The 23,532-nt window shown below is 61.0% G+C and carries 23 protein-coding genes; 4 read left to right on the plus strand and 19 right to left on the minus strand.

Translation table 11 applies throughout. The features are described from left to right. Nucleotides 1-449: 449 nt before the first annotated feature. Together ACOI7D_RS11900 and ACOI7D_RS11905 are read right to left on the minus strand one after the other, a co-directional pair. Nucleotides 450-1,397 carry a hydroxyacid dehydrogenase gene (locus ACOI7D_RS11900; protein ID WP_044524486.1) on the minus strand — a complete coding sequence of 316 codons (948 nt, stop codon included), beginning with the start codon at nucleotides 1,395-1,397 and terminating at the stop codon, nucleotides 450-452. Next, nucleotides 1,394-2,089: a methyltransferase gene (locus ACOI7D_RS11905; RefSeq protein WP_109547015.1), complete on the minus strand. Its 696-nt coding sequence runs from the start codon at nucleotides 2,087-2,089 to the stop codon at nucleotides 1,394-1,396. The genes ACOI7D_RS11900 and ACOI7D_RS11905 overlap by 4 nt, the downstream gene beginning before the upstream one ends. A 166-nt stretch (nucleotides 2,090-2,255) precedes the next feature. Between ACOI7D_RS11905 and ACOI7D_RS11910 the strand changes: the two genes are divergently transcribed. Then, nucleotides 2,256-2,972 (plus strand): IclR family transcriptional regulator, encoded by a 717-nt coding sequence (locus tag ACOI7D_RS11910; RefSeq protein WP_023290781.1) that lies wholly within the window; start codon nucleotides 2,256-2,258, stop codon nucleotides 2,970-2,972. A 39-nt stretch (nucleotides 2,973-3,011) separates the two neighbouring features. On the opposite strand, the gene ACOI7D_RS11915 is transcribed toward ACOI7D_RS11910, so the two are convergent. The 8 genes from ACOI7D_RS11915 to ACOI7D_RS11950 all read right to left on the minus strand — a co-directional run bounded on the left by ACOI7D_RS11915 (nucleotide 3,012) and on the right by ACOI7D_RS11950 (nucleotide 12,200). Further along, nucleotides 3,012-4,346 (minus strand): MFS transporter, encoded by a 1,335-nt coding sequence (locus tag ACOI7D_RS11915; RefSeq protein ID WP_023290782.1) that lies wholly within the window; start codon nucleotides 4,344-4,346, stop codon nucleotides 3,012-3,014. 58 nt (nucleotides 4,347-4,404) lie between these two features. Further along, a complete protein-coding gene (locus tag ACOI7D_RS11920; protein WP_032453870.1) occupies nucleotides 4,405-5,673 on the minus strand; it encodes an MFS transporter in 1,269 nt (422 codons plus the stop codon). Further along, complete coding sequence (locus tag ACOI7D_RS11925; protein WP_109547014.1) at nucleotides 5,663-6,718, minus strand: amidohydrolase family protein; 1,056 nt, start codon at nucleotides 6,716-6,718, stop codon at nucleotides 5,663-5,665. The genes ACOI7D_RS11920 and ACOI7D_RS11925 overlap by 11 nt, the downstream gene beginning before the upstream one ends. Nucleotides 6,719-7,070: 352 nt before the next feature. Beyond that, nucleotides 7,071-8,084, minus strand: coding sequence for a HoxN/HupN/NixA family nickel/cobalt transporter (locus tag ACOI7D_RS11930; protein ID WP_048298103.1), 1,014 nt, complete (start codon nucleotides 8,082-8,084; stop codon nucleotides 7,071-7,073). Further along, nucleotides 8,081-10,315, minus strand: coding sequence for a carbamoyltransferase HypF (hypF, locus tag ACOI7D_RS11935; protein ID WP_109547013.1), 2,235 nt, complete (start codon nucleotides 10,313-10,315; stop codon nucleotides 8,081-8,083). Before hypF ends, ACOI7D_RS11930 begins: the two co-directional genes overlap by 4 nt. Before the next feature lie 8 nt (nucleotides 10,316-10,323). Continuing rightward, nucleotides 10,324-10,851: an electron transport protein HydN gene (gene hydN, locus ACOI7D_RS11940; protein WP_004205658.1), complete on the minus strand. Its 528-nt coding sequence runs from the start codon at nucleotides 10,849-10,851 to the stop codon at nucleotides 10,324-10,326. Nucleotides 10,852-10,986: 135 nt separating this feature from the next. Beyond that, entirely contained in the window at nucleotides 10,987-12,000 is a 1,014-nt protein-coding gene (locus ACOI7D_RS11945; RefSeq protein ID WP_109547012.1) for a LacI family DNA-binding transcriptional regulator, read from the minus strand. Between the two features lie 53 nt (nucleotides 12,001-12,053). Next, nucleotides 12,054-12,200: a hypothetical protein gene (locus tag ACOI7D_RS11950; RefSeq protein ID WP_156835060.1), complete on the minus strand. Its 147-nt coding sequence runs from the start codon at nucleotides 12,198-12,200 to the stop codon at nucleotides 12,054-12,056. A 65-nt stretch (nucleotides 12,201-12,265) separates the two neighbouring features. Between ACOI7D_RS11950 and ascF the strand changes: the two genes are divergently transcribed. The 3 genes from ascF to ACOI7D_RS11965 all read left to right on the plus strand — a co-directional run bounded on the left by ascF (nucleotide 12,266) and on the right by ACOI7D_RS11965 (nucleotide 15,633). Beyond that, nucleotides 12,266-13,708 (plus strand): PTS cellobiose/arbutin/salicin transporter subunit IIBC, encoded by a 1,443-nt coding sequence (gene ascF, locus ACOI7D_RS11955; protein ID WP_049004637.1) that lies wholly within the window; start codon nucleotides 12,266-12,268, stop codon nucleotides 13,706-13,708. 26 nt (nucleotides 13,709-13,734) lie between these two features. Beyond that, entirely contained in the window at nucleotides 13,735-15,159 is a 1,425-nt protein-coding gene (locus ACOI7D_RS11960) for a 6-phospho-beta-glucosidase (RefSeq protein ID WP_109547011.1), read from the plus strand. A 180-nt stretch (nucleotides 15,160-15,339) separates the two neighbouring features. After that, a complete protein-coding gene (locus ACOI7D_RS11965) occupies nucleotides 15,340-15,633 on the plus strand; it encodes a SymE family type I addiction module toxin (RefSeq protein WP_023290790.1) in 294 nt (97 codons plus the stop codon). 11 nt (nucleotides 15,634-15,644) lie between these two features. Here the strand turns inward: ACOI7D_RS11965 and hycI are convergent, their stop codons facing one another. The 9 genes from hycI to hycA form a co-directional block, all read right to left on the minus strand. After that, nucleotides 15,645-16,115 carry a hydrogenase maturation peptidase HycI gene (gene hycI / locus ACOI7D_RS11970; RefSeq protein ID WP_017899636.1) on the minus strand — a complete coding sequence of 157 codons (471 nt, stop codon included), beginning with the start codon at nucleotides 16,113-16,115 and terminating at the stop codon, nucleotides 15,645-15,647. Then, complete coding sequence (locus ACOI7D_RS11975; protein WP_023290792.1) at nucleotides 16,108-16,518, minus strand: formate hydrogenlyase maturation HycH family protein; 411 nt, start codon at nucleotides 16,516-16,518, stop codon at nucleotides 16,108-16,110. Before ACOI7D_RS11975 ends, hycI begins: the two co-directional genes overlap by 8 nt. Then, nucleotides 16,515-17,282: an NADH-quinone oxidoreductase subunit B family protein gene (locus tag ACOI7D_RS11980; RefSeq protein WP_002914891.1), complete on the minus strand. Its 768-nt coding sequence runs from the start codon at nucleotides 17,280-17,282 to the stop codon at nucleotides 16,515-16,517. The genes ACOI7D_RS11975 and ACOI7D_RS11980 overlap by 4 nt, the downstream gene beginning before the upstream one ends. Beyond that, nucleotides 17,282-17,824: a formate hydrogenlyase complex iron-sulfur subunit gene (locus ACOI7D_RS11985; RefSeq protein ID WP_023290793.1), complete on the minus strand. Its 543-nt coding sequence runs from the start codon at nucleotides 17,822-17,824 to the stop codon at nucleotides 17,282-17,284. Before ACOI7D_RS11985 ends, ACOI7D_RS11980 begins: the two co-directional genes overlap by 1 nt. Before the next feature lie 9 nt (nucleotides 17,825-17,833). Next, nucleotides 17,834-19,543 carry a formate hydrogenlyase subunit HycE gene (hycE, locus tag ACOI7D_RS11990; RefSeq protein WP_004205649.1) on the minus strand — a complete coding sequence of 570 codons (1,710 nt, stop codon included), beginning with the start codon at nucleotides 19,541-19,543 and terminating at the stop codon, nucleotides 17,834-17,836. 16 nt (nucleotides 19,544-19,559) lie between these two features. Beyond that, complete coding sequence (locus tag ACOI7D_RS11995) at nucleotides 19,560-20,483, minus strand: respiratory chain complex I subunit 1 family protein (protein WP_023290794.1); 924 nt, start codon at nucleotides 20,481-20,483, stop codon at nucleotides 19,560-19,562. A gap of 2 nt (nucleotides 20,484-20,485) precedes the next feature. Further along, the gene (gene hycC, locus ACOI7D_RS12000; RefSeq protein WP_281166493.1) at nucleotides 20,486-22,312 is read right to left on the minus strand and encodes a formate hydrogenlyase subunit 3; all 1,827 of its coding nucleotides are present in this window, start codon (nucleotides 22,310-22,312) and stop codon (nucleotides 20,486-20,488) included. Beyond that, on the minus strand, nucleotides 22,309-22,917 hold the full coding sequence (locus ACOI7D_RS12005) for a 4Fe-4S dicluster domain-containing protein (RefSeq protein ID WP_023290796.1): 609 nt from the start codon (nucleotides 22,915-22,917) through the stop codon (nucleotides 22,309-22,311). The genes hycC and ACOI7D_RS12005 overlap by 4 nt, the downstream gene beginning before the upstream one ends. 82 nt (nucleotides 22,918-22,999) lie before the next feature. Next, entirely contained in the window at nucleotides 23,000-23,449 is a 450-nt protein-coding gene (gene hycA, locus ACOI7D_RS12010) for a formate hydrogenlyase regulator HycA (RefSeq protein ID WP_004205645.1), read from the minus strand. Nucleotides 23,450-23,532 lie beyond the last annotated feature (83 nt).

The raw sequence follows: 23,532 nt of genomic DNA on the forward strand, positions 1-23,532 counted from the left end.
GCGCAGCGGCGATTTTGCTGGCCGGAGCCCGGGGGTACAGGGGGCGGCGGCGACTGGCCGCCCCCTGTGCGCTCCCTGCGCCATGCCAGGCATAACGCAGACGATTAACCGGGAGCGCAATGTACGCTGAAATCACACGCGACAGACGCTTTTTGCCGGAGTGAGAAAATGGCAATCCAATAACCGTATCTGCAATACACGCATCCCTGTTGCGCCGCCAGTTTGCCGGGTGGCGCTACGCTTACCCGGCCTACGGATGTAGCCCGTAAGCCCAGATACGGTAGGCCCGCGCAAGCGCAGCGCCGCCGGGCACGCGTTGATTACCTCCAAGGCAACCCTGTTGCACGGTTAGTTTGCCGGGTGGCGCTGCGCCTTACCCGACCTGCGGATGCCGCCCGTAAGCTCATCAGGGCAAAATAATTAACCGGAAGCGCAGGTTCGATTAACACTTAATACGTTGTTTCTGTCTGAGCCGACTCCTGCAGCGCCTGCAGAATATTGGCCGCGGCAGCGGTCCCCATTTTCACGTAAGAGGCATCGCTTACGCCGCCCACATGCGGAGACAGAATCACATTATCGATCGCCTGCCAGATGTGGGGCGTGGTTAATGGTTCACTGTTAAAGCTGTCGAGCGCCGCCCAGCGCAAGGTCCCCGCTTTTAATGCCGCGGCCAGCGCCGCATCGTCAATCAACCCGCCGCGCGCGGTATTGACCAGGATGGCGCCCGGCTTACACTGCGCCAGCGTGGCGGCATTGATCATTCCCCTGTTTTGTTGCGTCAAGGGGCAATGAAGGGACAGCACATCGGCCTGCCTGAGCAGATCGTTAAGTTCAGCAACACGTTCACATCCCGGCGGGACCGCTTTCGCATAGGGATCGTAAGCCAGAACCTTCATACCAAAGGCACAGGCAATCTTCGCCACCCGGCTGCCAATGGCGCCCAGGCCGATGAGTCCCAGCGTTCTGCCCTCAAGCTCAAGCGATTTATGCGTGGATTTATCCCAGTGCCCTTCACGCAGGCGGCGGTCGAGCGGAATGACCGACTTAGCACAGGCCAAAATTAATGCCCAGGTATGTTCGGACACCGCGGCGGCATTCGCCCCGATCGCTGCGCGAACCAGAATGCCGCGCGCGGCAGCCGCCTCGGCGTCAATGACATCAATGCCGCTGCCATGTTTGGCAATCACCTTCAATGCCGGGGCGGCATCCATAACGGCGGCAGTGATGTGGCCATAGCGCACCAGGATCGCGACGGGATTGTGCTGCTGGCACAAAGCGATCAGCTGGGCCTCTGTAGGCTGGCGGCCGGCAAAGACAAGTTCGTAATCTTCCAGCATCCCCAGCGCCGCGTCAGCCAAATCGCTGCCGGTAATCAGTACCACGTTTTTAGCACTCATGGCAGCGTCTCCCTTTCGCTCAGCATCCCCGCCTGACGCAGGGCGCTCTCCAGCCAGTGCGGACGCAGATCGCCATCGCGGATAGCAACCAGACGTTTTGCTTCCATCTCCAGTTTGCCTTTCGCCAGTTCGATGATGGTGCGGACTTCCTCGCGTGGGATAACGACCACGCCGTCAATATCCCCGACCACTAAGTCCCCCGCCTGCACCGCGGCGCCGCCGACCGAAATGGCATGATTGACCCGGCCAGGAATGAACTTGGTCGGGCCGCACGGGTTCAGGCCGGCAGCGAACACCGGGAAGCGTTGTTTGCTTAAGGTCTCCGCATCGCGAACGGCGCCATCGATAACGATCCCGGCGATACCGCTGGCCTGCGCCTGCGTGGCCATGATCTCCCCCAGCAGCGCGCAGGAGAGATCGCCTTTCCCGTCGATCACTAATACATCGCCAGGTTTAGCGACGGCCATTGCGGCGTGAATAGCCAGGTTATCCCCCGGGCGGACCTCGACGGTAATCGCCGGCCCGGCGACCGCCATATGCGGCGCCAGCGGCTTGATGCGGCCATGTAATGTGCCACGGCGTCCGGCCACGTCAGCCAGAATGGCGGCCTGAAATTCGGCGGCCTGACGGACTTCTTCCGCGGTAACACGCGCAATAGCGAAATTGATGAGTTTCTGTTGCGAAGCAGGCATGGTGACTCTCCATTTGTTTTACTAGATACAACTCATGTGTACTATATAAAACAACTATACGTGCATTGCTTCGCTTTTCGCCAGTGTTGCGAAGTTGTTTGTGATGTAAACACGAAGTTACTCACAAAATTCAGGTACAATTTTGTTCGGCAAAAAGGAGAACATGATGGGGAATGAAGGCGTAATTGCCGTTGAAAAGGCGCTGGCTTTACTTGATTGCTTCCGTCCCGGTAATGACAGTCTGACGTTAACGGAGCTGGCCCAGCTTTCGGGATATCACAAAACAACCGTTTATCGCCTGATGAATTCGCTTGAGCGAATGAACTACATCATCCGGCACGACGATGGCACCTATACGCTCGGCCACCGTCTGCTCTATCTTGGCAAGCTCTATGAGCAATCATTTGAACTTGCCAGAGTGGTACAGCCGGAATTGCAGGCGCTGTCACAGGCCTCCAGCGAAAGCGCAAGCTGGTATGTGATTGAGGGCGGACAACGCCTGTGTCTGTTCCGCGCCGAAGCCTCCCAGGGATTGCGCCACAGCAACCTGCCTGGCAGCCAGTTCCCGCTGGATGGTTCCGCTATCAGTAAGGTTTTACGCCGCTGGGGATTGGGTGAATCGTTGCCGGAAGACGAACCGACGCTGCCGTTCTATACCTCCGGCGCGCGCGACCCGCACACCGCGGCCTTCGCCATGCCAGTGTTTGGCGTCCACGATAAACTGATCGCGGCGCTGGCCCTGACCGGGCCGGCATCGCGTCTGACGGAAGATCGTAAAGCGAGCGGCATCAGCCAGCTCATGCAGGAGACGGCCAACCGCCTGTCGCTCAAGCTAGGCGCCAGCAAGACATTCTGCGAAACGTTTTACGGTGTGAAAGAGTAAGCTTTGCTGAGAAGGCGGGAAAAATCCCGCCTTTGCTTATTAATGGGTCATCTGTTTTTCCTGCCTGGCCGTCTGCGAGTAACGGCGCCCCATGGCCAGCACCGCAATGCCGCCTGCCAGACACAAGCCTGCCAGCGGGAGCATCGCCAGCGTATGGCTTCCTGTCCGTTCGCTAATCATGCCGTAGGCATTCACCATCACCGCGCCGCCAATCAGGTTGGCGATCGCCCCGATGGCCGCCAGCCCGGCGGCGGCTGAGGTGCTGCTCATCCAGCCCGACGCCAGCGCCCAGAAGGGCCCCTTCATCGCGTAAGCGCCAATCAGAATGGTGCTGAGGATCGCAATGGTGGCCGGCAGCGACAGATTGATAAACGCCGCAAACACGCCGCCCGCGATCATAAAGAGGGTGAGCGCCGTGTGCCAGCGGCGTTCATTACTTCGATCCGAACTGCGCCCCCAGACAATCATCAGTACCGAGGCCAGACCATAGGGGATGGCATTAAGCAGCCCGGTGGTCAGGTTATCCAGATGGAACGACTTCAGCAGCTGGGGAGACCAGACGCTAAGGGTCGTGCCGGCAGAGGAGGCGCCGGCGTAAATCAGCGCCATGAGCCAGATTTGACGGTGCTTCAACAGTTGCCAGGTGGAGGTGTGGCCGATCTGTTTCTGCTGTTGGCGCTCCGCCTGAAGCGTGTTTTCCAGCCATGCTTTCTGACGATCGTTTAACCAGCCAGCCTGGTGTGGACGGTCCCGCAAGATGAAAAACGCGGCTATCCCCAGCAGGACCGCCGGCAGCCCTTCAATAATGAATAACAGATGCCAGCCGCGCAGACCTAACCACCCATCCATCATCAGTATCAACCCGGAAAGCGGGGAACCGATAAAGTTAGCCAGCGGAATGGCCACCATAAATGAGGCGATGATCCGCGCCCGGTAGCGCGACGGGATCCACCAGGTAAGATAGAGCACCACGCCCGGGAAAAAGCCCGCTTCGGCAGCCCCCAGCAAAAAGCGTACGATGTAAAGGGAGGTGGTATTTTGCACCAGCGCCATACACATCGATACCACTCCCCAGCTGATCATAATGCGCGGGATCCACAATCGTGCCCCCACCTTCTGCATCGCCAGGTTGCTGGGTACTTCAAAGATAAAGTAGGCCACAAAATACAAGCTGCTGGCGAAGCCGAAAGCCGCCTTACTCAGGCCCAGATCCTGATTCATCTGCAGCGCCGCCATGCCTATGTTGCCGCGGTCAATAATCGATACCAGGTAGCTCACCACCAGGAAAGGCAGGATGCGCCAGATAACCCGTCGCATGGTTTCTTTTTCCAGCGCGTCGTTATCGCTCGCGCGGTGCGGTAATTGATCGGTCATGGTTTCCTCGCAGGGTTTCATTATGTTTATCAGGAAAACGATGTAGAGATGAAATAAGTTACTTCAGCTTGATGCCTCTGGTTTCCGGCGCTCGCCACACCACCAGCATCGCCGCAAGGAAAGCAACCACGGTCGTCGCCAGTCCCGCGGTGAAACCGCCAGCGTTGGCGACAGCGCCAATCAGTAGCGGCGCAATAAATCCGCCCAGACGGCCTCCGTTATAGGCGAGCCCCATCAGGAAGCCCCGGGATGAGGTGTCCCCGATGATTTCCGCCAGGAAGGGTCCCGAGCCCGCAAAAATACCGTTAACCCCGAAACCGGCCATGAAAATCGCCACCATCAGAATGAAGGGTTGCGTGGTCACAAGGTACAGCGCGACGGCAATGGCGCCGGTTAACAGATAAATCAGGAACATCGGACGGCGTCCCCACTTATCCGCCAGCACCGAAAACACCAGAAAACCCGCGATGGCCCCAGCCTGCAGCGCAAGTACAAACTTCAGGCTGTGCAAAAAATCCAGATGTTTGACTTCCCGCAGATAGGTGGGTGTCCAGGTAAATACGCCCCAGAACAGATACTGAATAAAAAAGATAAAGACAAAGGCCAACAGCAGACCTCGCAGATTCTGTTTACCCAGCTTGACGGCAGGTTGACGACTCGTCGCCTTCGCCTGTTGACGAGCAAGCCAAACCTGCGATTCCGGTGTGAACCAGGCGACCACACTCATAATGAATACCGGCAGCGCGCCGATCATAAACAGATAGCGCCATGCACCCTGCTCCAGGCCGCCGTTGACCGAGCTGACGATTGCCGTCAGGCTGATAGCCAGAATCGCGCCAACAGGTAAGCCCATTTGCATCAACGCGCCGCCGCGCGCGCGCCGTTCAGGTCGCCAGGTTTCAGCAATCAGCGCCGCGCCCGAGGTCCACATTCCGCCCATACCCAGCGCGCCGCAAAAACGTAAAAGCGCGAAATGTTGTTGATCGTGCGTAAAGGCTAACAGGCCGGAAAAGAGTGAATAGATGGCGATACAGATCAGCGCCGTTTTCACACGCCCAATTTTGTCGGCGATAAAACCAAACAGGATCCCGCCAATAATCTGCCCCCCGGCCGTGACGCTGATAAACAGCCCAAGCTCGGCTTTATTAATACCGAACACCACGCCCAGCACTGGCAACAGCAATGAAAGGAGAAAGGAGTCGTAGCTTTCAAATGTCCAGCCAAGGCCGCCCAGCGCCAGCGTCCGCCTCTCAGCGACGCGTTGTGGCAATGCGTCAGGCGTCGCTTTAGTCGCAGTAAATTGATTTAGCTCGCTTTTACTGGTCATTGATATTCTCCACAGAGGTTAACCGATAACAGGTTGCGGCGGTACGCCAGAACAACTGCGCCTGTTCGTCAGGGGACGCCTGTTGCGCCAGGCGTTTGCAGGCGTTCCAGAAAACGCCGTAGCTGAACATGCCTTTATCGACGGGAAAGTTGCTGGCGAACATGCAGCGTTCGGCACCGAAAAGAGAAACAATGGTCTCAAACCACGGCATCCATGCCTGTGCCAGCATTTGCGAATCCGGCGGCGTCTCTGCCGCTGCGAAGTGAAACCCCCTGACCGTCATCCCAAAGCCGCTAATTTTTACGCATACGTTCGGCAGTTCCGCCAGACGTCGCATACCGTTTCGCCACTGCTGAAACATGTCCGGATCCCGTTCTGAACAGGATCCAACGCCGACCGGCCCGCCGCAGTGATCGATCACAATCTGTAACGTTGGTATTTCCCGCGCCAGATCGGCAATCTCCTCCAGCTGCGTGTGGTAAACCCATACATCGAGCGACAATGCATGCCTCGCGAGACAGGCAGCGCCCCGGCGGAACGGAGCGCTCTGCGCCAGGCCTGCCGGTGGCGTAACCGGGCTGGAGGTTACCCGCGGATCGGGATGCCAGGCCAACGGATTGCGCATCCCACGCAGCCGCCCGCCGGATAACGCTATCGCGCGCTCAATGGCAGGCTGCATCGCGTCCCCCGCCAGTAAACTGAGCCCGCCGATGATGGCTTCGCATCCGAGCGCGTTTGCATAATGTCCGCTGGCGAACATCGCGGCGATACCGCTGGCAAACTCGATTTCACCAAGCGGTTTAAGCGTCTCCGGCCCGTCGCGACGCAACATAGAGCGGCATTGCACATAGACCGATGAGACAACGCGATGCCCTGAGGTCTGGATATCGTCGCTGAACTCATGGGTGAGATAGCGGCCGGTTTGCCGATCCCAAAGATGGTGATGCGCATCAATGATGGGCAGCTCGGGTTGTAATGGCGCTTCACGATGTAACGCAAGCCACTCGTTTCTGACCGCAAGGTGCGGCGCGGTAACGATCTCCATGAACACCTCGTTTTGTTTTACCCTGTACAACAGTGTTTTATTTTACAAAACTACTATAACGAGGCCGCCGTGTTTTTATCCAGTTAACGATTGGTTTAAATGATGTAAATAAGAGGTAAATCACAGATGTATAAGGTCGTTAAAAGCGGAGGAAGGGAGGGGCTAACAGAAATTAATATGTTTTCAAGAAGTTAAAAATCAGCCTGAACGACACCGATACAATGCCTCACCACGAGCAGCAGGCGCCTGCGTAAAACAGTGCGGGCAGCATACGCCACGCAGGCCCACGTAGCGCCGCCGGACAGTTGTTGTCGCCCGGCTTAGCGCAGCGCAAGCCGGGAAAATGCTGAACCTAACGCGCCAGATTATCGTAGCCGCGCCAGCGATAGTTGAGCACCGACAGCGCCCAACAGGCGACAAACAACCCGACCACCACAAACCCGGCGTCGCCGAGGTTGTCGTTTAACACCCCGACCCAGCGCCATATTCCGCCGCTGAGCGCAAACTTATCCATCAGCAGACCCAGCGCTTCCAGGCCGCCGATAAACAGCGCCACCACCACCGAAGTGCCGGTGATGGTCATGTTGTAGTAAAGCTTGCGCTGCGGCTTGCTGAACGCCCAGCCGTAGGCGCCGACCATCAGCACGTTATCGAGGGTGTCCACCAGCGCCATGCCGCTGGCGAACAGCGCCGGGAAGACCATAATCGACCAGACGGAAATCCCGCTCGACGCGCCGGCGGCGGAGATGCCCAGCACGCCGATTTCGGTGGCGGTATCAAACCCGAGGCCGAACAGGAAACCGACCAGGTACATCTGCCAGCTGCGGCTGACCAGACGAAAGGTTTTGCCAAACAGCCAGCTCATCACCCCGCCGCCGCTGACGATCTCGTCGCTCACCGGCTCACCGCGCTTCCACGCCCGAAAGCTGCGCCAGACGCTGCGCAATATCACCAGGTTGATAAAGGCCATCGCCAGCAGAAACAGCGCCGACACCGCGGTGCCGATGACGCTGCCGGTGTCGTGCAGCCAGCTCATCTGCGCGCTGAAGGCCGTGGCGGTCGCGGCAATCGCCGCCGAGGCCAGCACCACAATCGACGAGTGGCCCAGCGAGAACCAGGCCCCGACGGCGAAAGGCCGCCGCCCCTGTTGCATCATCTTGCGGGTGACGTTATCAATCGCCGCGATATGGTCGGCATCCACCGCGTGGCGCAGACCGTAGCCCCAGGCCAGCAGGCTGGCGGCCATCAGCGCGCCGCTGTCGCCAAAGGCCTGCAGCGCCCAGCACCAGGCCAGTAGGTTCGCCGCGATCAACCCCAGCACCAGTCCCGCAGCGCGCGGCTGCTGGCGTAAAACTGTCATTATCATTGTTGTGTTCCTTGAGCCTGTCCGCGGGCGGCGGCGATCACCGCCTGACCATAGGCGATTGCGCCGTCGCCGGCCGGCAACTGCTGCGCAAACAGCAGAGTAAAATCCGCCAGATAAAAGGTCAATCGCGCCGCCAGCAGGCGGTTATGCAGCACTCCGCCGCTGCAGACCATCGTGTCGATGCCGCGGGCGGTGGCGCAGTCGCGGGCCATCGCCGCCAGTCCGCTGGCCAGGGCGTCATGGAATGCCCAGGCTTTTTGCGCCGGGGTCGCCTGCCAGCGCAGCCACTGTCGCCAGAAGGTGGCTAAGTCCAGCGCATTGCCGCGCCACGGCAGCGTGACCGGATGGCAGACGCCGGAGCAGCTGGCGGCCAGCGCCTCCAGCCTACAGGCCGCCTCGCCCTCATAGCTCAGGCTCTCCGGGGCGCAGTCCAGCGCGCAGGCGACGGCATCAAACAGCCGTCCGCAGGACGAGGCGCGCGGCGCGTTAATACCGCGATCGATGGCCTGCGCCAGCAGCGGCCAGTTGCGCTGGCGCAGCGTACCGGTCTGCGGGTAATCCTGCCAGTCAGGGATAAAGGCCAGGCACTGAGCCAGCAGATTACGCCACGGCTGACGCGCCGCCAGGTCGCCTCCCGGCAGCGCGACGGCCGGCAACCCGCCGAGATGTTCGCACTGGCGATAGTTAACCCGCAGGCACTCCCCGCCCCATAGCGCGCCGTTCTCCCCCATGCCGATTCCGTCGAGGATCAGGGCGATGACGTCTCCGCCGTCGAGCGGCCAGCGGTGCTCCGCCAGGCACGCCGCAGCGTGAGCATGGTGATGTAGCACTGTCTCTACCGGCAGCGGCAGAGTCGCCGCCCACTGCGTCGAGCGATAGCCGGGATGGGCGTCAACCACTACCCGCTGCGGCATAAAGGCGTAGATGTTCTGCATCAGCTGTAGCGCGCTGCGCCACTGCTGCTCGACGCCCTCCTCGCCAAGATCGCCAAAGTGCTGGCTGAGAACCGCTTCGCCCCCGCGCGCCAGGCAGAAGGTGTTTTTCATGTCCGCGCCCAGCGCCAGCAGCGGCGGAACCTTCTCCAGACCCGGCGGCAGCGGCAGCGCATCCGGGACATAGCCCCGGGCGCGGCGCAGCATTTCTCCGCTCGAGCGCACCAGCGAATCATCCATCCGCTGCACGATGTCGCGGTTATGGAGCAAAAAGCCGTCGGCGATGTCGACTAAGTCGTTGAGCGCCTGAGTATTACTTAACGCCGGCGGGCGGCCGCTAAGGTTGCCGGAGGTCATCACGATAGGGCGCGCCAGCGCCTGCAGAAGCAAATGCTGCAGCGGATTAGACGGCAGCATCACCCCAACTTCCGCAAGCCCTGGCGCAATCTCGTCGCACAGGCCGGAGACCTGCGCTTTGCTAATCAGTACGATGGGCGCCGCCGGGGAGCCCATCAGCGCCGCGGCGTCGGCAGGTAACCCCGCCGCAGAGGGCAGCATCACCGCCAGCGGTTTCGCCGGACGGTGTTTCCTCGCCCGCAGTGTGGCAACGGCAGCAGGGTTGCCGGCGTCGCAGGCCAGATGAAAGCCGCCGACGCCTTTTATCGCCACGATGTCGCCCGCCGCCAGCCGGGCGATAGCCGACTGCAGCGCCGCCTCGCCGTCCAGCGTTTCCCCTTGCGCCCGCCATTCCAGTCGCGGCCCGCAGTCGGGGCAGGCCACCGGCTGGGCGTGAAACCGGCGATCGGCAGGATCGCGGTATTCCGCCTCGCAGGGCGGGCAGAGCGGAAACGGCGCCATCGCGGTAAATGGCCGGTCGTAAGGCATCGCGCGAATAATGGTTAACCGCGGCCCGCAGTGGGTGCAGTTGATAAAGGGGTAGCGGTAGCGGCGCGCCCGGGGATCATTCATCTCCGCGAGGCACGCCGGGCAGGTCGCGGCATCGGGCACGATCTGGGTGCGCATCCGTCCCGCCCCGCTCTCGCGGATGGTGAAATCCTGCGGCGGAGCCGCCCAGCGATAAGGGGCGCAGACGACGCTGTCGATCCGCGCCAGCGGCGGGCAGTGGGCAGCGAGGGCGGCAGTAAAACCATCATCGTCCCCGGCCAACCGCACCAGCACGCCGTCGCCGTCGTTACAGACATCGCCACAGCGCGCCTGCCCCTGAGCCAGCTGCCAGACAAAGGGGCGGAACCCCACCCCCTGCACTTTACCGCGAATGCGGATTTGCACCCCGTTCATGCCTGAGCTTACCAGGCCAGCGCCGTGCGGCGACGTTTTTCCTGGTTCATCTGCTCCAGCTTGTTGCGGTCTACGCAGACCAGGGCGTGCGTCGGGCAGACCTCCATGCAGGCCGGGCCGCTGTCGCGGTGGAAGCAGAGATCGCACTTGTTGGCTTCGGCTTTTTCCGCCACGACGTTCAGTCCGGCGCCGCTATGGCGGATCACCGGCCGCACCACTACCTCCATCGCCCCGTACGGGCAGGCGACGACGCAGGTTTTGCAGCCGATGCAGCGCTCCTGCATCACATGAACAAAGCCTTTATCGCGGCTGATGGCGCCGTTCGGGCAGACGTTGGCGCACGGGGCGTCCTCACACTGACGGCAGGCGGTGGCCGTGGAGACATTGACCCCTTTGATGACGTGAATACGCGGCTGAAAGGTGTGCGGCGTCAGGGAGGCGCAGTCCTGATGTTCCTGATGGGAGACCACGCAGGCTACTTCGCAAGTGCGACAGCCGATGCATTTGCTCGCATCGGCGATAATGAAACGGTTCATCCATTTCTCCAGCAGTAAGAGGGTTAGGCGCCGGAGTATGCATAATACGTTCCAGTTTTTATCTTATTGATAATAAGTAAAATTTAATGCTTAGCGCGCTGTCATCGTCAGTAGTGACGATGACAGCTGACGACGTCAGGCGCAGGGACCTGACACCAGCGACTCACGCTCGATCAGCGCCCCGGGGAAACTCTGCTGAACATTGAATTCGCCGCCATCGAGCATAAATATCAGGCGATTAATGCTCTCTTTAATCATCTCCGTCACCGGCACCCGGACGCTGGCGAGCGACGGCACCATGTACGGCGCCAGCACAATATCGTCAAACCCCACCACCGAGACCTGCTCCGGCACCTTAATGCCCAGCTGGTGAAGCTGCTTCATCGCCCCGATGGCCATATCGTCATTGCTCGCCACCAGCGCGCTGTAGGTCACCCCGCGCTGACGCAGGCTCTCCACCGCCGCCGCGCCGGTTTCCGGCGTCCAGCGCCCTTCGGCGATGAGCGCCTCGTTGAGGGTAATGCCGTGGCCAGCCAGCGCGTCTTTATAGCCGGCAAGGCGCTCGACGCCGGTGGGCGAGTCAAGGGAGCCGGTAATAAAGGCGATATCGCGGTGACCCAGGGCAATCAGCCGCTCCACCACCCGCATCGCCGACGCTTTTTGATCGGACCAGACGCAATGGCTGGCGTGGCGGCGTAGCCGGCGGTTCAGCACCATGATAGGCTGCGAGTGGTTCTCAACGATCTCGTCCATCTCGTCGACGGTGAGAAAGCGCGGGTAGATGATGATCGCATCGCAGCGCAGATCCAGCAGATACTGGATCGCTTCCCGCTCCTCTTGCGCGCTGTGCTTGCCGTCGGCGAGGATCAGCTGCCGCCCTTTATCCTCCGTCATCCGCGCCACGTGGTACAGCAGCTCGCTGAAATAGACGCCGTGGTAGAGGGTGTTGGTCACCACCAGGCCAAGGGTTTGCGTGGTTTTGGTCGCCAGGTTGCGCGCCAGCAGATTCGGTCGGTAGCCGCTCTCCGCCACCGCCTTAAACACCCGGTCTTTGGTCTCCTGGCTGACATAGCCGTTGCCCGACAGCACCCGCGACACGGTCGCCTTCGATACCCCCGCGCGCTTTGCGACCTCCAGCATTGTTGCCATGTGATTCTTCCTGTTGCAAAAGTTGCAGGCAGTGTACTGCACGTTTCTGGCTTTTACAGCACCCCCTGCTCACCACCGCGATCCTGCTCGCCGCGACGCTTCGCGATCAAAATCACAAAAATGAGATCATCTTTTTTTATTTCTTGTGCAATCAAATGAAACTCACCATGATTTTGTGGAACCGGTTTCCTATAAAGCATGGTATCGCCCGACGATGCGGCGCGGTAACAGATCAGTACCCTATTGATAAACAGGATAAAATCCGATGTCGAAAAATTATGCAGCCCTGGCGCCACAGATAGTCGCGGCATTAGGCGGAGTCGATAACGTCGTCGCCGTGACCCACTGCATGACGCGTCTGCGCTTCGTGGTCAAAGACAACGAACAGGTCGATAGCCCTACCCTGAAAGGCCTGACCGGGGTGCTCGGCGTCGTGCGCAGCGATAACCAGTGCCAGGTGATCATCGGCAACACGGTCTCTCAGGCCTATCGCGAGGTCGTGAATCTGCTGCCTGGCGACCTGCGCCCGGTCGAGCCGCAGGGCAAAGCGCCGATCACCCTGAAACGCATCGGCGCCGGGATCCTCGACGCGCTGATCGGCACCATGTCGCCGCTGATCCCGGCGATTATCGGCGGATCGATGGTCAAGCTGCTGGCGATGATCCTCGAAATGAGCGGCGCGTTGCCGAAAGGCTCGCCGACGCTGACCCTCCTGACGCTTATCGGCGACGGCGCGTTTTTCTTCCTGCCGCTGATGGTGGCCGCCTCCGCGGCGGTGAAATTCAAAACCAATATGTCGCTGGCCATCGCTATCGCCGGGGTGCTGGTGCATCCCGGGTTTATCGAATTAATGGCCAAAGCCGCCCAGGGCGAACACGTCGAATTTGCCCTTATTCCGGTGACCGCAGTGAAATACACCTACACGGTGATCCCAGCGCTGGTGATGACCTGGTGCTTGTCGTATATCGAACGCTGGGTGGATCGCATTACCCCGGCGGTGACGAAAAACTTCCTTAAGCCGATGCTGATCGTGCTGATCGCCGCCCCGCTGGCGATCCTGCTGATTGGCCCGCTCGGCATCTGGATCGGCAGCGCCATTTCCGCGCTGGTCTATACGATCCACAGCTATCTCGGCTGGCTGTCGGTGGCGATCATGGGCGGGCTGTGGCCGCTGCTGGTGATGACCGGCATGCACCGGGTCTTTACGCCGACCATCATTCAGACCATCGCCGAAACCGGCAAAGAGGGCATGGTAATGCCGTCGGAGATCGGCGCCAACCTGTCGCTCGGCGGCTCGTCGCTGGCGGTGGCGTGGAAAACGAAAAACCCGGAATTGCGCCAGACGGCGCTGGCCGCCGCGGCATCGGCGATTCTGGCCGGTATTTCCGAACCGGCGCTGTACGGCGTGGCGGTGCGCCTGAAACGCCCGCTGATCGCCAGCTTAATCAGCGGCTTTATCTGCGGCGCGGTGGCGGGCATCGCCGGACTGGCCAGCCACTCGATGGCGGCGCCGGGGCTGTTCACCAGCGTGCAGTTTTTCGATCCAGCCAATCCAATGACCATCGTCTGGGTGTTTGGCGTGATGGCGCTGTCGGTAGTGCTGTCGTTTGCCCTGACGCTGATCCTCGGCTTTGAAGATATTCCCGTTGAACAGGCCGCCGCCGACGCCCGAGCGCGCCAGGCCCAGGCCCAGGCAACCCACGCCTGAACACACCATTAATAACGAGGTAACGCATGGCGAGTTTCCCACAGGGATTTTTATGGGGCGGCGCACTGGCCGCCAACCAGTCAGAAGGCGCATGGCGCGAAGGGGGGAAAGGGATGGCCACCGTGGATACCCTCCCCCACGGCGCCCACCGTCTGCCGGTAAAATTAGGCCTGAAGAAGCGCTTCACGCTTCGCGAAGACGAATTCTACCCCAGCCACGAGGCGATCGATTTCTACCACCGCTACAAGGAAGATATCGCCCTGATGGCGGAGATGGGGTTCAGCGTCTTTCGCACCTCCATCGCCTGGAGCCGCCTGTTCCCGCGCGGCGACGAGCAGCAGCCGAATCCGCAGGGCATCGCCTTCTATCGTTCGCTGTTCGAGGAGTGCAAAAAGCACGGTATCGAGCCGCTGGTGACGTTGTGCCATTTTGACGTGCCGATGCATCTGGTGATGGAGTACGGCTCCTGGCGCAACCGCAAAATGGTCGATTTCTTCAGCCACTACGCCCGCACCTGCTTTGAAGCTTTTGACGGTCTGGTGAAATACTGGCTCACCTTCAATGAAATCAACATTATGCTGCACAGCCCCTACTCCGGCGCCGGGCTGGTGTTTGAAGAGGGAGAAAATCAGGAGCAGGTGAAGTACCAGGCGGCGCATCACGAGCTGGTGGCCAGCGCGCTGGCGACAAAAATCGCCCACGAGATAAACCCGCAGAATCAGGTCGGCTGCATGCTGGCGGGCGGTAATTTCTACCCTTACTCCTGCAAGCCGGAAGATGTATGGATGGCGCTGGAGAAGGACCGCGAAAACCTGTTCTTTATTGACGTCCAGGCGCGCGGCGCCTACCCGGTATGGGCCGCGCGGGTATTCCGGGAAAAGGGGGTCACCATTGCGAAGCTGCCGGGCGATGATGAGATCCTCAAAAACACCGTCGATTTCGTCTCCTTTAGCTACTACGCCTCGCGCTGCGCCTCGGCGGAGATGAACGCCAGCAACACCAATGCCGCCAACATCGTCAAGTCGCTGAAGAACCCGCACATTCCAGCCAGCGAATGGGGCTGGGGCATCGACCCGCTGGGCCTGCGCATCACCATGAACATGATGTACGACCGCTATCAGAAACCGCTGTTCCTGGTGGAAAACGGGCTCGGCGCCCGGGACGAGATTGACGCCAGGGGGGAGATCAATGACGACTATCGCATCAGCTACCTGCGCGAGCACATCAAGGCGATGCGCGACGCCATCGGCGACGGTATTCCGGTGCTGGGCTACACCAGCTGGGGCTGCATCGATCTGGTCTCGGCGTCAACCGGCGAGATGAGCAAGCGCTACGGCTTTGTCTATGTCGATCGCGACGACGCCGGCAACGGCACGCTGGCGCGCAAGCGTAAAAAGTCGTTCTTCTGGTACCAGAAGGTGATAGCCAGCAACGGCGCCGACCTCGACTAAGCGCGTCTCCCGCGCTCGCCCGTCTCTCCGCGCTAACCGGGGGACGGGCGCTGCTTTCTGTTGCATCTATTACATGTTTTTTTCTCGAGCCTGATTCCAGTTTCTGGTTTGCCTCTCGTTCACAACAACTGGTATTTTATCCAGTATATTTTCAGGGGTATCTTCAGCAAGGAGCACATCATGAACGCACAGCACACCACCGCAGCCGGAGGGATCGCCAGGGCCATTCGCCAGTTAACCGTGGGATATGTCAGAAAACGCCATGAGAACCGCAAAACGCGGGAGACGCGGCGCTACACCCGCCATGCGGCGCTGAGCCTGAACGGCGACTGGCTGGAGCAGGCGGGATTCCCGGTCGGCACGCAGGTCAGAGTCTCGGTGTCGCCCGGTAAATTAGTGATAGAGAATCTTGAGCTGGCGCCGCCGGTAACGGGGCTCCCGGCCGGTCAGTCGCGCGCCGTCGGGGAGCCCTGAGCACCGCAGGGTTAATCGTCTGCGGCTTCCAGCCGGGCAAAGCCGCCGTGGCCCTGCCAGCCTGCCAGCTGCTGGTACACTCGGGCAACGGCCTCTTTCACCGGCTGGGTCATCGGATAATAAAAACCGACAATATCCGGCTGAATGCCGAGGAAGATCACTTCGCCGACGTCTTCTTTCAGCTGATCGACCAGATAGTTGAGCGGCATGTTATGGGTGGTCATCATAAACATCTCGGCGATGTCGTCGGGGTCGATGACGCGAATGTCGCCGGGGTTTAGGCCCATATCGGTGGCATCGACGATCAGCAGGCGTTCGGGGCGTAATTCGCGGATCGCCACGATGTCGTTTTCCGGCGCGCTGCCGCCGTCGATGACCACCCACTGGCCGGCCGGGTTCGCCGCGCACATTTCCGCCAGCAGCGGGCCGGCGCCGTCGTCGCCCATCATACTGTTGCCGACACAGAGTAAAACGTCAGTCACGTAATCTCCTCACCATCAGGTAGATGGCGCTTTCCTGGTGAATATCATGCAGCATGCTGAGCATTGTTTTGCTCCACGCCTGCTGCTGCGGGGTCTGCGCGGACTGCGCTTTATCAAAGGCGTTGGCCAGCATTGCCACATGGCTGCTGTCGATGACGATTTCGCCATACTTCGGCACCCCCTCCATTTTGCGCCGCGCGACGCTGCCGGCCTCAAGGGTGGCGATCCATGCCAGATACGCGTCCCACGGGCAGCTCAGCGCCGCCTCGAGACAGTCGATAACGCCGAGGTGGTGGCCAATCGCCAGGCTGTAATAGACCACCTGCTGCGCCTGATCCGGCGTGGCGTCGTTCTCATCAATAAATTTACGGCTCAGCTGACTGAACACCACCGTCTCGCTCATCGGATACGCGCCCCCTCGACCACCTGGTTGAGATGGGTGACGATCTCGGTCAGACGCGGATCTTTCTCCGCCTCCAGCCAGCGCAGCACCTGGCTGTCGCCCTGGCCGAGCAGACGCATATAGTCGTCGGCAATCTGCCGGCCATAGCGATAGCCCGCCAGACGGCGCGCTTCGCGATCGATGCGCACCCGCAGGGGTTGCACCATATCGGCGTGCAGCAGCTCGGTCGGCTGTTCGTCAAGCTCGCCCGGCAGGCGGGCGTGAATTTTCTGCTCCAGCAGGCCGAGGGCCATGGCGAAGCCGTACAGGGTGGCGGCGGGCGTCGGCGGGCAGCCCGGGATATAGACATCGACCGGTACGATTTTATCGGTACCGCCCCAGACGCAGTACAGGTCGTGGAAGATGCCGCCGCTGTTGCCGCAGGCGCCGTAGGAGATACAAATCTTTGGATCCGGCGCCGACTGCCAGGCGCGCAGCGCCGGGGAGCGCATCGCGCGGGTCACCGCCCCGGTAAACAGCAGGATATCGGCATGGCGCGGCGAAGGCACCACCTTAATCCCGAAGCGTTCCGCGTCGAACAGCGGTGAAAGGGTAGCGAAAATTTCGATTTCACAGCCGTTACAGCCGCCGCAGTCGACGCGATAAACGTAGGCGGAACGTTTGATTTTCTTCAGCAGCGAGGCCTTCATGCTGGCGATGGATTCATCCACCGTCATCGGCACCGGAATGCCGTTTTCATCGCGTGGGCCAAGTAAAGTGCTCATCAGCTGGCCTCCCTCATGTGGCGGGTCAGTTCAATACGGTCGGACGGCACCAGGCATTTCTGGCGCTTGCATTCCGGGCAGGTTTCGAAGCTTTCGCGGTGCAGCTCGGCGCGGGTGTCGCCGTTATGCTTGAGCAGCGCGATGGCGTAGTCGATCTCCTTCTGCACCGCGAACGGCCGCTGGCACTCCCGGCAGTGGCAGATAGCGAAGCGCGACTGCTGGAGGAAATCCTCTTTCTTCCACACCGCCAGCTCATACTCCGGCGACAGCTTAATCGCCGCCGTCGGGCAGACCTCTTCACAGCGGCCGCAGAAGATGCAGCGCCCGAGGTTGAACTGCCACGCCAGCTGGTTTGTGGCCAGATCGGTCTCTACCGTCAGGGCGTTCGACGGGCAGGCGTTCACGCAGGCCGCGCAGCCGATACACTGCTGCGGGTTATGCTCCGGCTTGCCGCGGAAATTTTTATCTACCGGCATCGGCTCCAGCGGATAGGCGTGCGTCGCGGTGCCGGTCTTGATGACTTTTTTGATAAAGGTAAACATGGCGATTCCTTATTTCAGCGGCGAGTTTTTACGCTCGATGCTATAGCGCTCCAGCTCTTTGTACGGCACCACTTTGCTCTTCTTCTTGCGGACATCGACCACGGTCATGCGGTCGGTACAGGAGTAGCACGGGTCAAGGCTGCCGATGATCAGCGGCGCATCGGAAACGGTATTGCCGCGCAGCATATAGCGCAGAGTCGGCCAGTTGGCGTAGGTCGCCGCCCGGCAGCGCCAGCGGTACAGCTTCTGGTTGTCGCCGGTCATGCTCCAGTGAATATCATCCCCGCGCGGCGCTTCTGAGAAGCCCAGCGCGAAGCGGTGCGGAATATAGGTGAAGCCCTCCACCATCAGCGGACCGCCCGGCAGGTTATCGAGACCGTAATCAATCATGTTCAGCGCGGTATAAACCTCGTTGATCCGCACCTTGAGGCGGGAGATGACGTCGCAGCCCTGTTCGCTGTGGACTTCCATCGGCAGCAGGCCGTAGCCGACAAACGGGTGATCGGCGCGGGTGTCGCGGGCGTGGCCGCTGGCGCGCACCATCGGGCCAACGTTGCTGAAGTCGCGGGCGATTTCCGGGTCCAGACGGCCAATGCCGACAGTACGCTGCTCCATGTTCGGGGTGCTGAGCAGCATATCCACCAGCTCCTGCACGTCGCGACGCATCTGCTGCGCCAGTTGACGGGTCTGGATCATGTCCTCTTTCAGCAGGTCGCGGCGGATCCCGCCGATCAGGTTAAGCCCGTAGGTTTTCCGCGCGCCGGTGAGGATCTCGGCCATCTTCATCGAGGTTTCGCGCACGCGGAAGAACTGCATAAAACCGGAGTCGAAGCCGGTGAAGTGGCAGGCCAGACCGAGGTTCAGGAGGTGCGAATGCAGGCGCTCCACCTCCAGCAGAATGGCGCGGATCATCTGCGCCCGCTCCGGCACCACGATGCCCATCGCATTCTCCACCGAGGTGGTATAAGCGGTGCTGTGGGCGAAGCCGCAGATGCCGCACACCCGGTCCGACAGGAAGGTGACTTCGTTATAACCCATGCGGGTTTCCGCCAGCTTCTCCATCCCGCGATGGACATAGAACAGACGGTAATCGGCATCGATAATATTCTCGCCGTCAACGAACAGGCGGAAGTGGCCGGGCTCATCGGAAGTGACGTGCAGCGGGCCGATCGGCACCACGTTGTTTTTCTTGCTGCCCAGCTCGTTGATGAACTCGTAGGTTTCGGCGTCGGTGGTCGGCGCCGGACGCTGGCGATAGTCCATGCTGTCTTTACGCAGCGGATAGAGTTCGTCCGGCCAGTCGTCCGGCAGCACCAGACGGCGTTCGTCCGGCAGGCCAACCGGCACGAGGCCGTACATATCGCGCACTTCGCGCTCGCCCCACACCGCCGCCGGCACGCGCGGCGTCACCGATGGGTATTCCGGTTTGTTGGCATCCACTTCCACACGCACGGTGATCCAGCATTTGGTGCCCTGCTCCATCGACAGCACGTAATAGACCGCGTAGTGGCCGTTCAGCTTACGTTCATCGTTGCCGAACAGCACCGACAGCCAGCCGCCCTGCTGGTAGTAGAGAAACTCCACGACTTCCGGCAGGTAATTGACCTTCACGGTGATGGTTAACTGATCTTTGGTCTGCCAGGCTTCGTCCAGCACCACGCCCGGAAAGGCCTGGTGCAGCGCCGCAAGATAGTGTTGACCGATTTTTTCTTCAGACATGCTCAAACTCTCTTAATCACGCCACCAGCAAGGAGACGAAAGCTAAAAAGGCGAAACCAAACCCCGCCCAGGTGACGCGGGAGGTGGCACAGAAGCGCAGACGCGCCATGCTGTTTTCAAACAGCGCGATGATCAACACCCCAACCACCAGCTTGACGACGGCCACCACCAGCGCCAGCAGCAGGCCGCCGACGCTGAAGCTGGTCATCTGGCCCCACGGGAAAAAGACCCCGACAAACATCTGCAGCACCACCAGCTGTTTGAGGCTGATGCCCCACTTCAGGATGCCAAAGCCGCTGCCGCTGTACTCGGAAAGCGGCCCCTCCTGCAGCTCCTGCTCCGCTTCCGCCAGATCGAACGGCAATTTGCCCATCTCGATAAAGGTGGCGAAGGCGCAGGCGCACAGCGCCAGAATCAGTGGAATGCTGCGCGCTGCCGGCCAGTGATAAAGGGTGTCGGTGATACTGCTGATATGGGTGGAGCCCGCCACCTGCGCGGCGACCCACAGGCCCAGCAGCAGGATCGGCTCCACCAGCACGCCGAGCATCGCTTCGCGGCTGCTGCCCAGCGCGGTAAACGGGCTGCCGGTGTCCAGACCGGAAATCGCGAAGAAGAAACGGGCGATGGCGAACAGGTAGATCAGGGTGATGAGATCCCCAAGCACCGGCAGCGGAGAGTCCACCGTCACCACCGGCAAGGCGGTGGCGATGGTCAGCATCACGCCCACCATGACGTACGGCGTCAGGCGGAACACCCAGCCCGAGGCGTCGGGACCGACGCTCTGGCGGCCCAGCAATTTCAGGATATCCCGATACTCCTGCAGCACGCCCGGTCCGCGGCGGTTATGCAGCCGCGCGCGGGCGACGCGGACGATCCCGGATAACAGCGGCGCGACGGCAAACAGCGCCAGCGCCTGTAGCAATGCAATTAACAGACTCATTCTCAGGCTCCTCGGGAAATGACAATCACCACCAGCACCGCCAGCTCAACCAGCGCCATTCCGCGCAGCAGCGCCGGCGCCGAGGCCGATTGCCAGCCCGGCACCAGACGCACCGGGTTCAGCCAGTGACGCAGCTTCAGCAGCGGCGCAAAGGCCTCTTTCACCGGCATGGCGAAACCGTGGGCGGTAACCACCATCGACTGTTCGTGATCGTAGCCGCAGACCCAGGCCGCGCCGCGCGAGCGCGCCGCCAGGCGATCGCCTTTAAAGAAGATCATCAGCAGGAACGGCAGCAGCGGGCAGGCGATAAGCAGCAGCGCGATCATCGGCTGCGACACCACGCTCGACACCTGGGCCTGCAGCGGGAAGGCGCCGCTCACCAGCGGCAGCAGCCACGGCGCGGCGATGCCGCCAACGAGGCAGAAGACCGCCGCCATGACCACGCTCAGGGTCATCAGCCAGGGGGCGCAGGTGGCGTTTTCCGCCTCTTTGCTCCGCGGCGCGCCGAGGAAGGTGACACCATAGACTTTGGCCATACACATCACCGCCAGCGCGCCGGTGATCGCCAGGCCCACCGCCAGCAGCGGCCCCAGCAGACGGCCAATAAACAGGTCGCTGGTACTCATTTTGAAGAAGGACTGGTAGATGACCCACTCGCCGGCGAAGCCGTTCAGCGGCGGCAAGGCCGCCATCGCCATCAGCCCCACCAGCATGGCGAGGGAGATCAGCGGCATTTTTTTACCGATGCCGCCCAGCTTCTCGATATCGCGATGGCCGGTGCGGAACCACACCGCCCCGGCGCCGAGGAACAGCGTAGTTTTGAACAGGCTGTGGTTAATCAGGTGATACATGCCGCCGATGAAGCCCAGCACCATCAGCGTGCTGTTGCGGGTGGCTACGCCGGTGACGAAGGCGCCCAGCCCCAGCAGGATGATGCCGATATTCTCCAGGGTGTGATAGGCCAGCAGGCGCTTAATGTTATGCTCCATCAACGCATACAGCCCGCCGATGAAGGCGGTGATCATCCCCAGCACCAGCAGCATCACGCCCCACCACAGCGGCGGCACGCCGCCGGCCAGCGAAACGGTTAACATGCCGTACAGACCGACCTTCATGACCACAGTGGAAAACAGCGCGGCGGCCGGCGCGCTGGCCCCGGCGTGAGCCTGCGGCGCCCAGCCGTGCAGCGGGATCGCCCCCGCCAGCAGGGCGAATCCCGCCAGCCCCGGCAGCCACAGCAGCGGGTTCTGCATCATATCCACCGCCTGGAGATTGATCTGCGCCAGCTCGAGGGTGCCGTAGGTCGACCACACCAGCCAGCAGGTCCATGCCATCAGCAGCGTGCCGAGACGACCCAGCGCAAACCACAGCTTACCGGAGGCGGCGCAGCCGGTGAGAAACGCCGCGCAGAGCGCCATGATCTCCGCCATCACCACCAGTGAACCGATGTTGGTCACCACCACCGCGCAGGTGGCGGCGGCCAGCAGCAGGTTGACCAGCAGGCCGTTGACCTTCACCTGCGGGTGGCGATGCCAGCTAATGTTAAACAGCGACACCGGCAGCGCCGACAGGCCGATGGCCAGCAGCCACAGGGCATTGACGCCGCCCACCCGCATTGTCAGATGGAGAAACTGCAGCATGCCGCCGTGGATCCGATCCGGCATCAGCAGCGCGGCGCCGCCGGCAACCACCAGCATAGCGCTGGCCACCGCGCCGCCAATCCCGGCAATGGCGCCGCTGAGCGGTTTACGCATGGCAAACACAAAGGCCAGCACGGCGCTGGCGGCGTACCACGTCACCGCCTGATTGATTAATCCAATTACACTCATTCCCTCTCCCCCTGTTGCGCCTGGAACAACGACAAGTCGCCAAGGTCGGTATTAAAGGTCAGCTGGCGTTTACGCTTGCTGGCCTGGGCGATATCACGGCTATCCACCAGCATCAGCGCTTTGGTCGGACAGGTCCGCACGCAGGCCGGGCCCTGGTCATCGAAGTGGCAGAGGTCGCATTTCACGGCAATGGCGCGCACGCCCGGCACCCAGTCGAGCAGCGAGCTGACGCGGGCCGGCGCCGGCGGCGCGGGGGGCGCCAGCCGGGTATTGGCATTGGCCGGAATATCCAGCGGACGGCTGCCGGAAAATTCGATCGCGCCAAACGGGCAGGCGATGCCGCACAGTTTGCAGCTTACGCACAGGCTCTCGTTGAGCTGGACGGCGCCATCGACGCGCTGGATGGCGTTTACCGGGCAGACAGCGGCGCAGGGGGCGTCTTCGCAGTGGTGGCACATCTGCGGTGCCGATTCTTTTTCATTACGCATCACCTGCAGCCGCGGCATAGCCTGCAGGCCGTGCTGGCGATGCGTCTCAGAGCAGGCGGCTTCGCAGGTGCGGCAGCCGATACAGACAGTGGAGTCAGCAATTACAAAACGGTTCACCGGGTCATCCTCGGGTGAAAGTCACTTTTGACGAAATCAGGTTGCGCAGGTGTCATTTTCGACACGTGTCGACACCTTGCGATCAGTGGGTCAGGGCCAGATGGCTTAAGTCCACCGGTTGGTCTTGCTCCATGGCGTCGTACAGACGGTCATAGACGGTGGCGATAATCGCCAGATAATGCTCCAGCACCTGGTCGCGGGAGCGGTTGCTGATCCGCCCGTCCACCGTGCCATCCGCGGCAAGCGTAGCCTGAGCAATCAGATACTTATCACCGCCGCCTTTGTTTTCGACGTAGTATTCGATGGTGTGGCTGTTGAAGCCTTCCGCCAGGGCGACGAACACCTGAAAATGGCCGAACAGCACGAAGCACAGCTCTTTGTCCGGCGCGCAGCTCATCGCGTGATGCAGGCGGGCTTTCGACAGGGTGATCCCCTGAACCAGCGAGTTACAGTAGATATGCCACTGCTCCTGCTGCTGCCGGTGACGGTCGGCGATGTAATCCGCCTTTTCACTTATTTCCCAAATAGTCATATCGGTTTCTCCGTAGCATGAGATGCACCGTCTAAGCATTTTCCGTGCCACATTTTATTTATTTGATTTAATTATGTTTTTAT

The sequence above is a fragment of the Klebsiella sp. C360 genome (assembly GCF_048822415.1).
Lineage (GTDB): Bacteria > Pseudomonadota > Gammaproteobacteria > Enterobacterales > Enterobacteriaceae > Klebsiella > Klebsiella quasipneumoniae.

Bases quoted from the DNA above. Each gene is read 5' to 3' on its own strand.
- ACOI7D_RS11945 (WP_109547012.1), bottom strand. From the start codon at position 12,000: ATGGCAACAATGCTGGAGGTCGCAAAGCGCGCGGGGGTATCGAAGGCG.
- ACOI7D_RS11900 (WP_044524486.1), bottom strand. From the start codon at position 1,397: ATGAGTGCTAAAAACGTGGTACTGATTACCGGCAGCGATTTGGCTGAC.
- ACOI7D_RS11920 (WP_032453870.1), bottom strand. From the start codon at position 5,673: ATGACCAGTAAAAGCGAGCTAAATCAATTTACTGCGACTAAAGCGACG.
- ACOI7D_RS11980 (WP_002914891.1), bottom strand. From the start codon at position 17,282: ATGAGCACTTTACTTGGCCCACGCGATGAAAACGGCATTCCGGTGCCG.
- ACOI7D_RS11960 (WP_109547011.1), top strand. From the start codon at position 13,735: ATGGCGAGTTTCCCACAGGGATTTTTATGGGGCGGCGCACTGGCCGCC.
- ascF (WP_049004637.1), top strand. From the start codon at position 12,266: ATGTCGAAAAATTATGCAGCCCTGGCGCCACAGATAGTCGCGGCATTA.
- ACOI7D_RS11950 (WP_156835060.1), bottom strand. From the start codon at position 12,200: ATGCTTTATAGGAAACCGGTTCCACAAAATCATGGTGAGTTTCATTTG.
- ACOI7D_RS11925 (WP_109547014.1), bottom strand. From the start codon at position 6,718: ATGGAGATCGTTACCGCGCCGCACCTTGCGGTCAGAAACGAGTGGCTT.
- ACOI7D_RS11930 (WP_048298103.1), bottom strand. From the start codon at position 8,084: ATGATAATGACAGTTTTACGCCAGCAGCCGCGCGCTGCGGGACTGGTG.
- ACOI7D_RS11985 (WP_023290793.1), bottom strand. From the start codon at position 17,824: ATGTTTACCTTTATCAAAAAAGTCATCAAGACCGGCACCGCGACGCAC.
- ACOI7D_RS11905 (WP_109547015.1), bottom strand. From the start codon at position 2,089: ATGCCTGCTTCGCAACAGAAACTCATCAATTTCGCTATTGCGCGTGTT.
- hypF (WP_109547013.1), bottom strand. From the start codon at position 10,315: ATGAACGGGGTGCAAATCCGCATTCGCGGTAAAGTGCAGGGGGTGGGG.
- ACOI7D_RS11965 (WP_023290790.1), top strand. From the start codon at position 15,340: ATGAACGCACAGCACACCACCGCAGCCGGAGGGATCGCCAGGGCCATT.
- hycC (WP_281166493.1), bottom strand. From the start codon at position 22,312: ATGAGTGTAATTGGATTAATCAATCAGGCGGTGACGTGGTACGCCGCC.
- ACOI7D_RS11995 (WP_023290794.1), bottom strand. From the start codon at position 20,483: ATGAGTCTGTTAATTGCATTGCTACAGGCGCTGGCGCTGTTTGCCGTC.
- ACOI7D_RS11910 (WP_023290781.1), top strand. From the start codon at position 2,256: ATGGGGAATGAAGGCGTAATTGCCGTTGAAAAGGCGCTGGCTTTACTT.
- ACOI7D_RS11975 (WP_023290792.1), bottom strand. From the start codon at position 16,518: ATGAGCGAGACGGTGGTGTTCAGTCAGCTGAGCCGTAAATTTATTGAT.
- hycE (WP_004205649.1), bottom strand. From the start codon at position 19,543: ATGTCTGAAGAAAAAATCGGTCAACACTATCTTGCGGCGCTGCACCAG.
- hydN (WP_004205658.1), bottom strand. From the start codon at position 10,851: ATGAACCGTTTCATTATCGCCGATGCGAGCAAATGCATCGGCTGTCGC.
- ACOI7D_RS11915 (WP_023290782.1), bottom strand. From the start codon at position 4,346: ATGACCGATCAATTACCGCACCGCGCGAGCGATAACGACGCGCTGGAA.
- hycA (WP_004205645.1), bottom strand. From the start codon at position 23,449: ATGACTATTTGGGAAATAAGTGAAAAGGCGGATTACATCGCCGACCGT.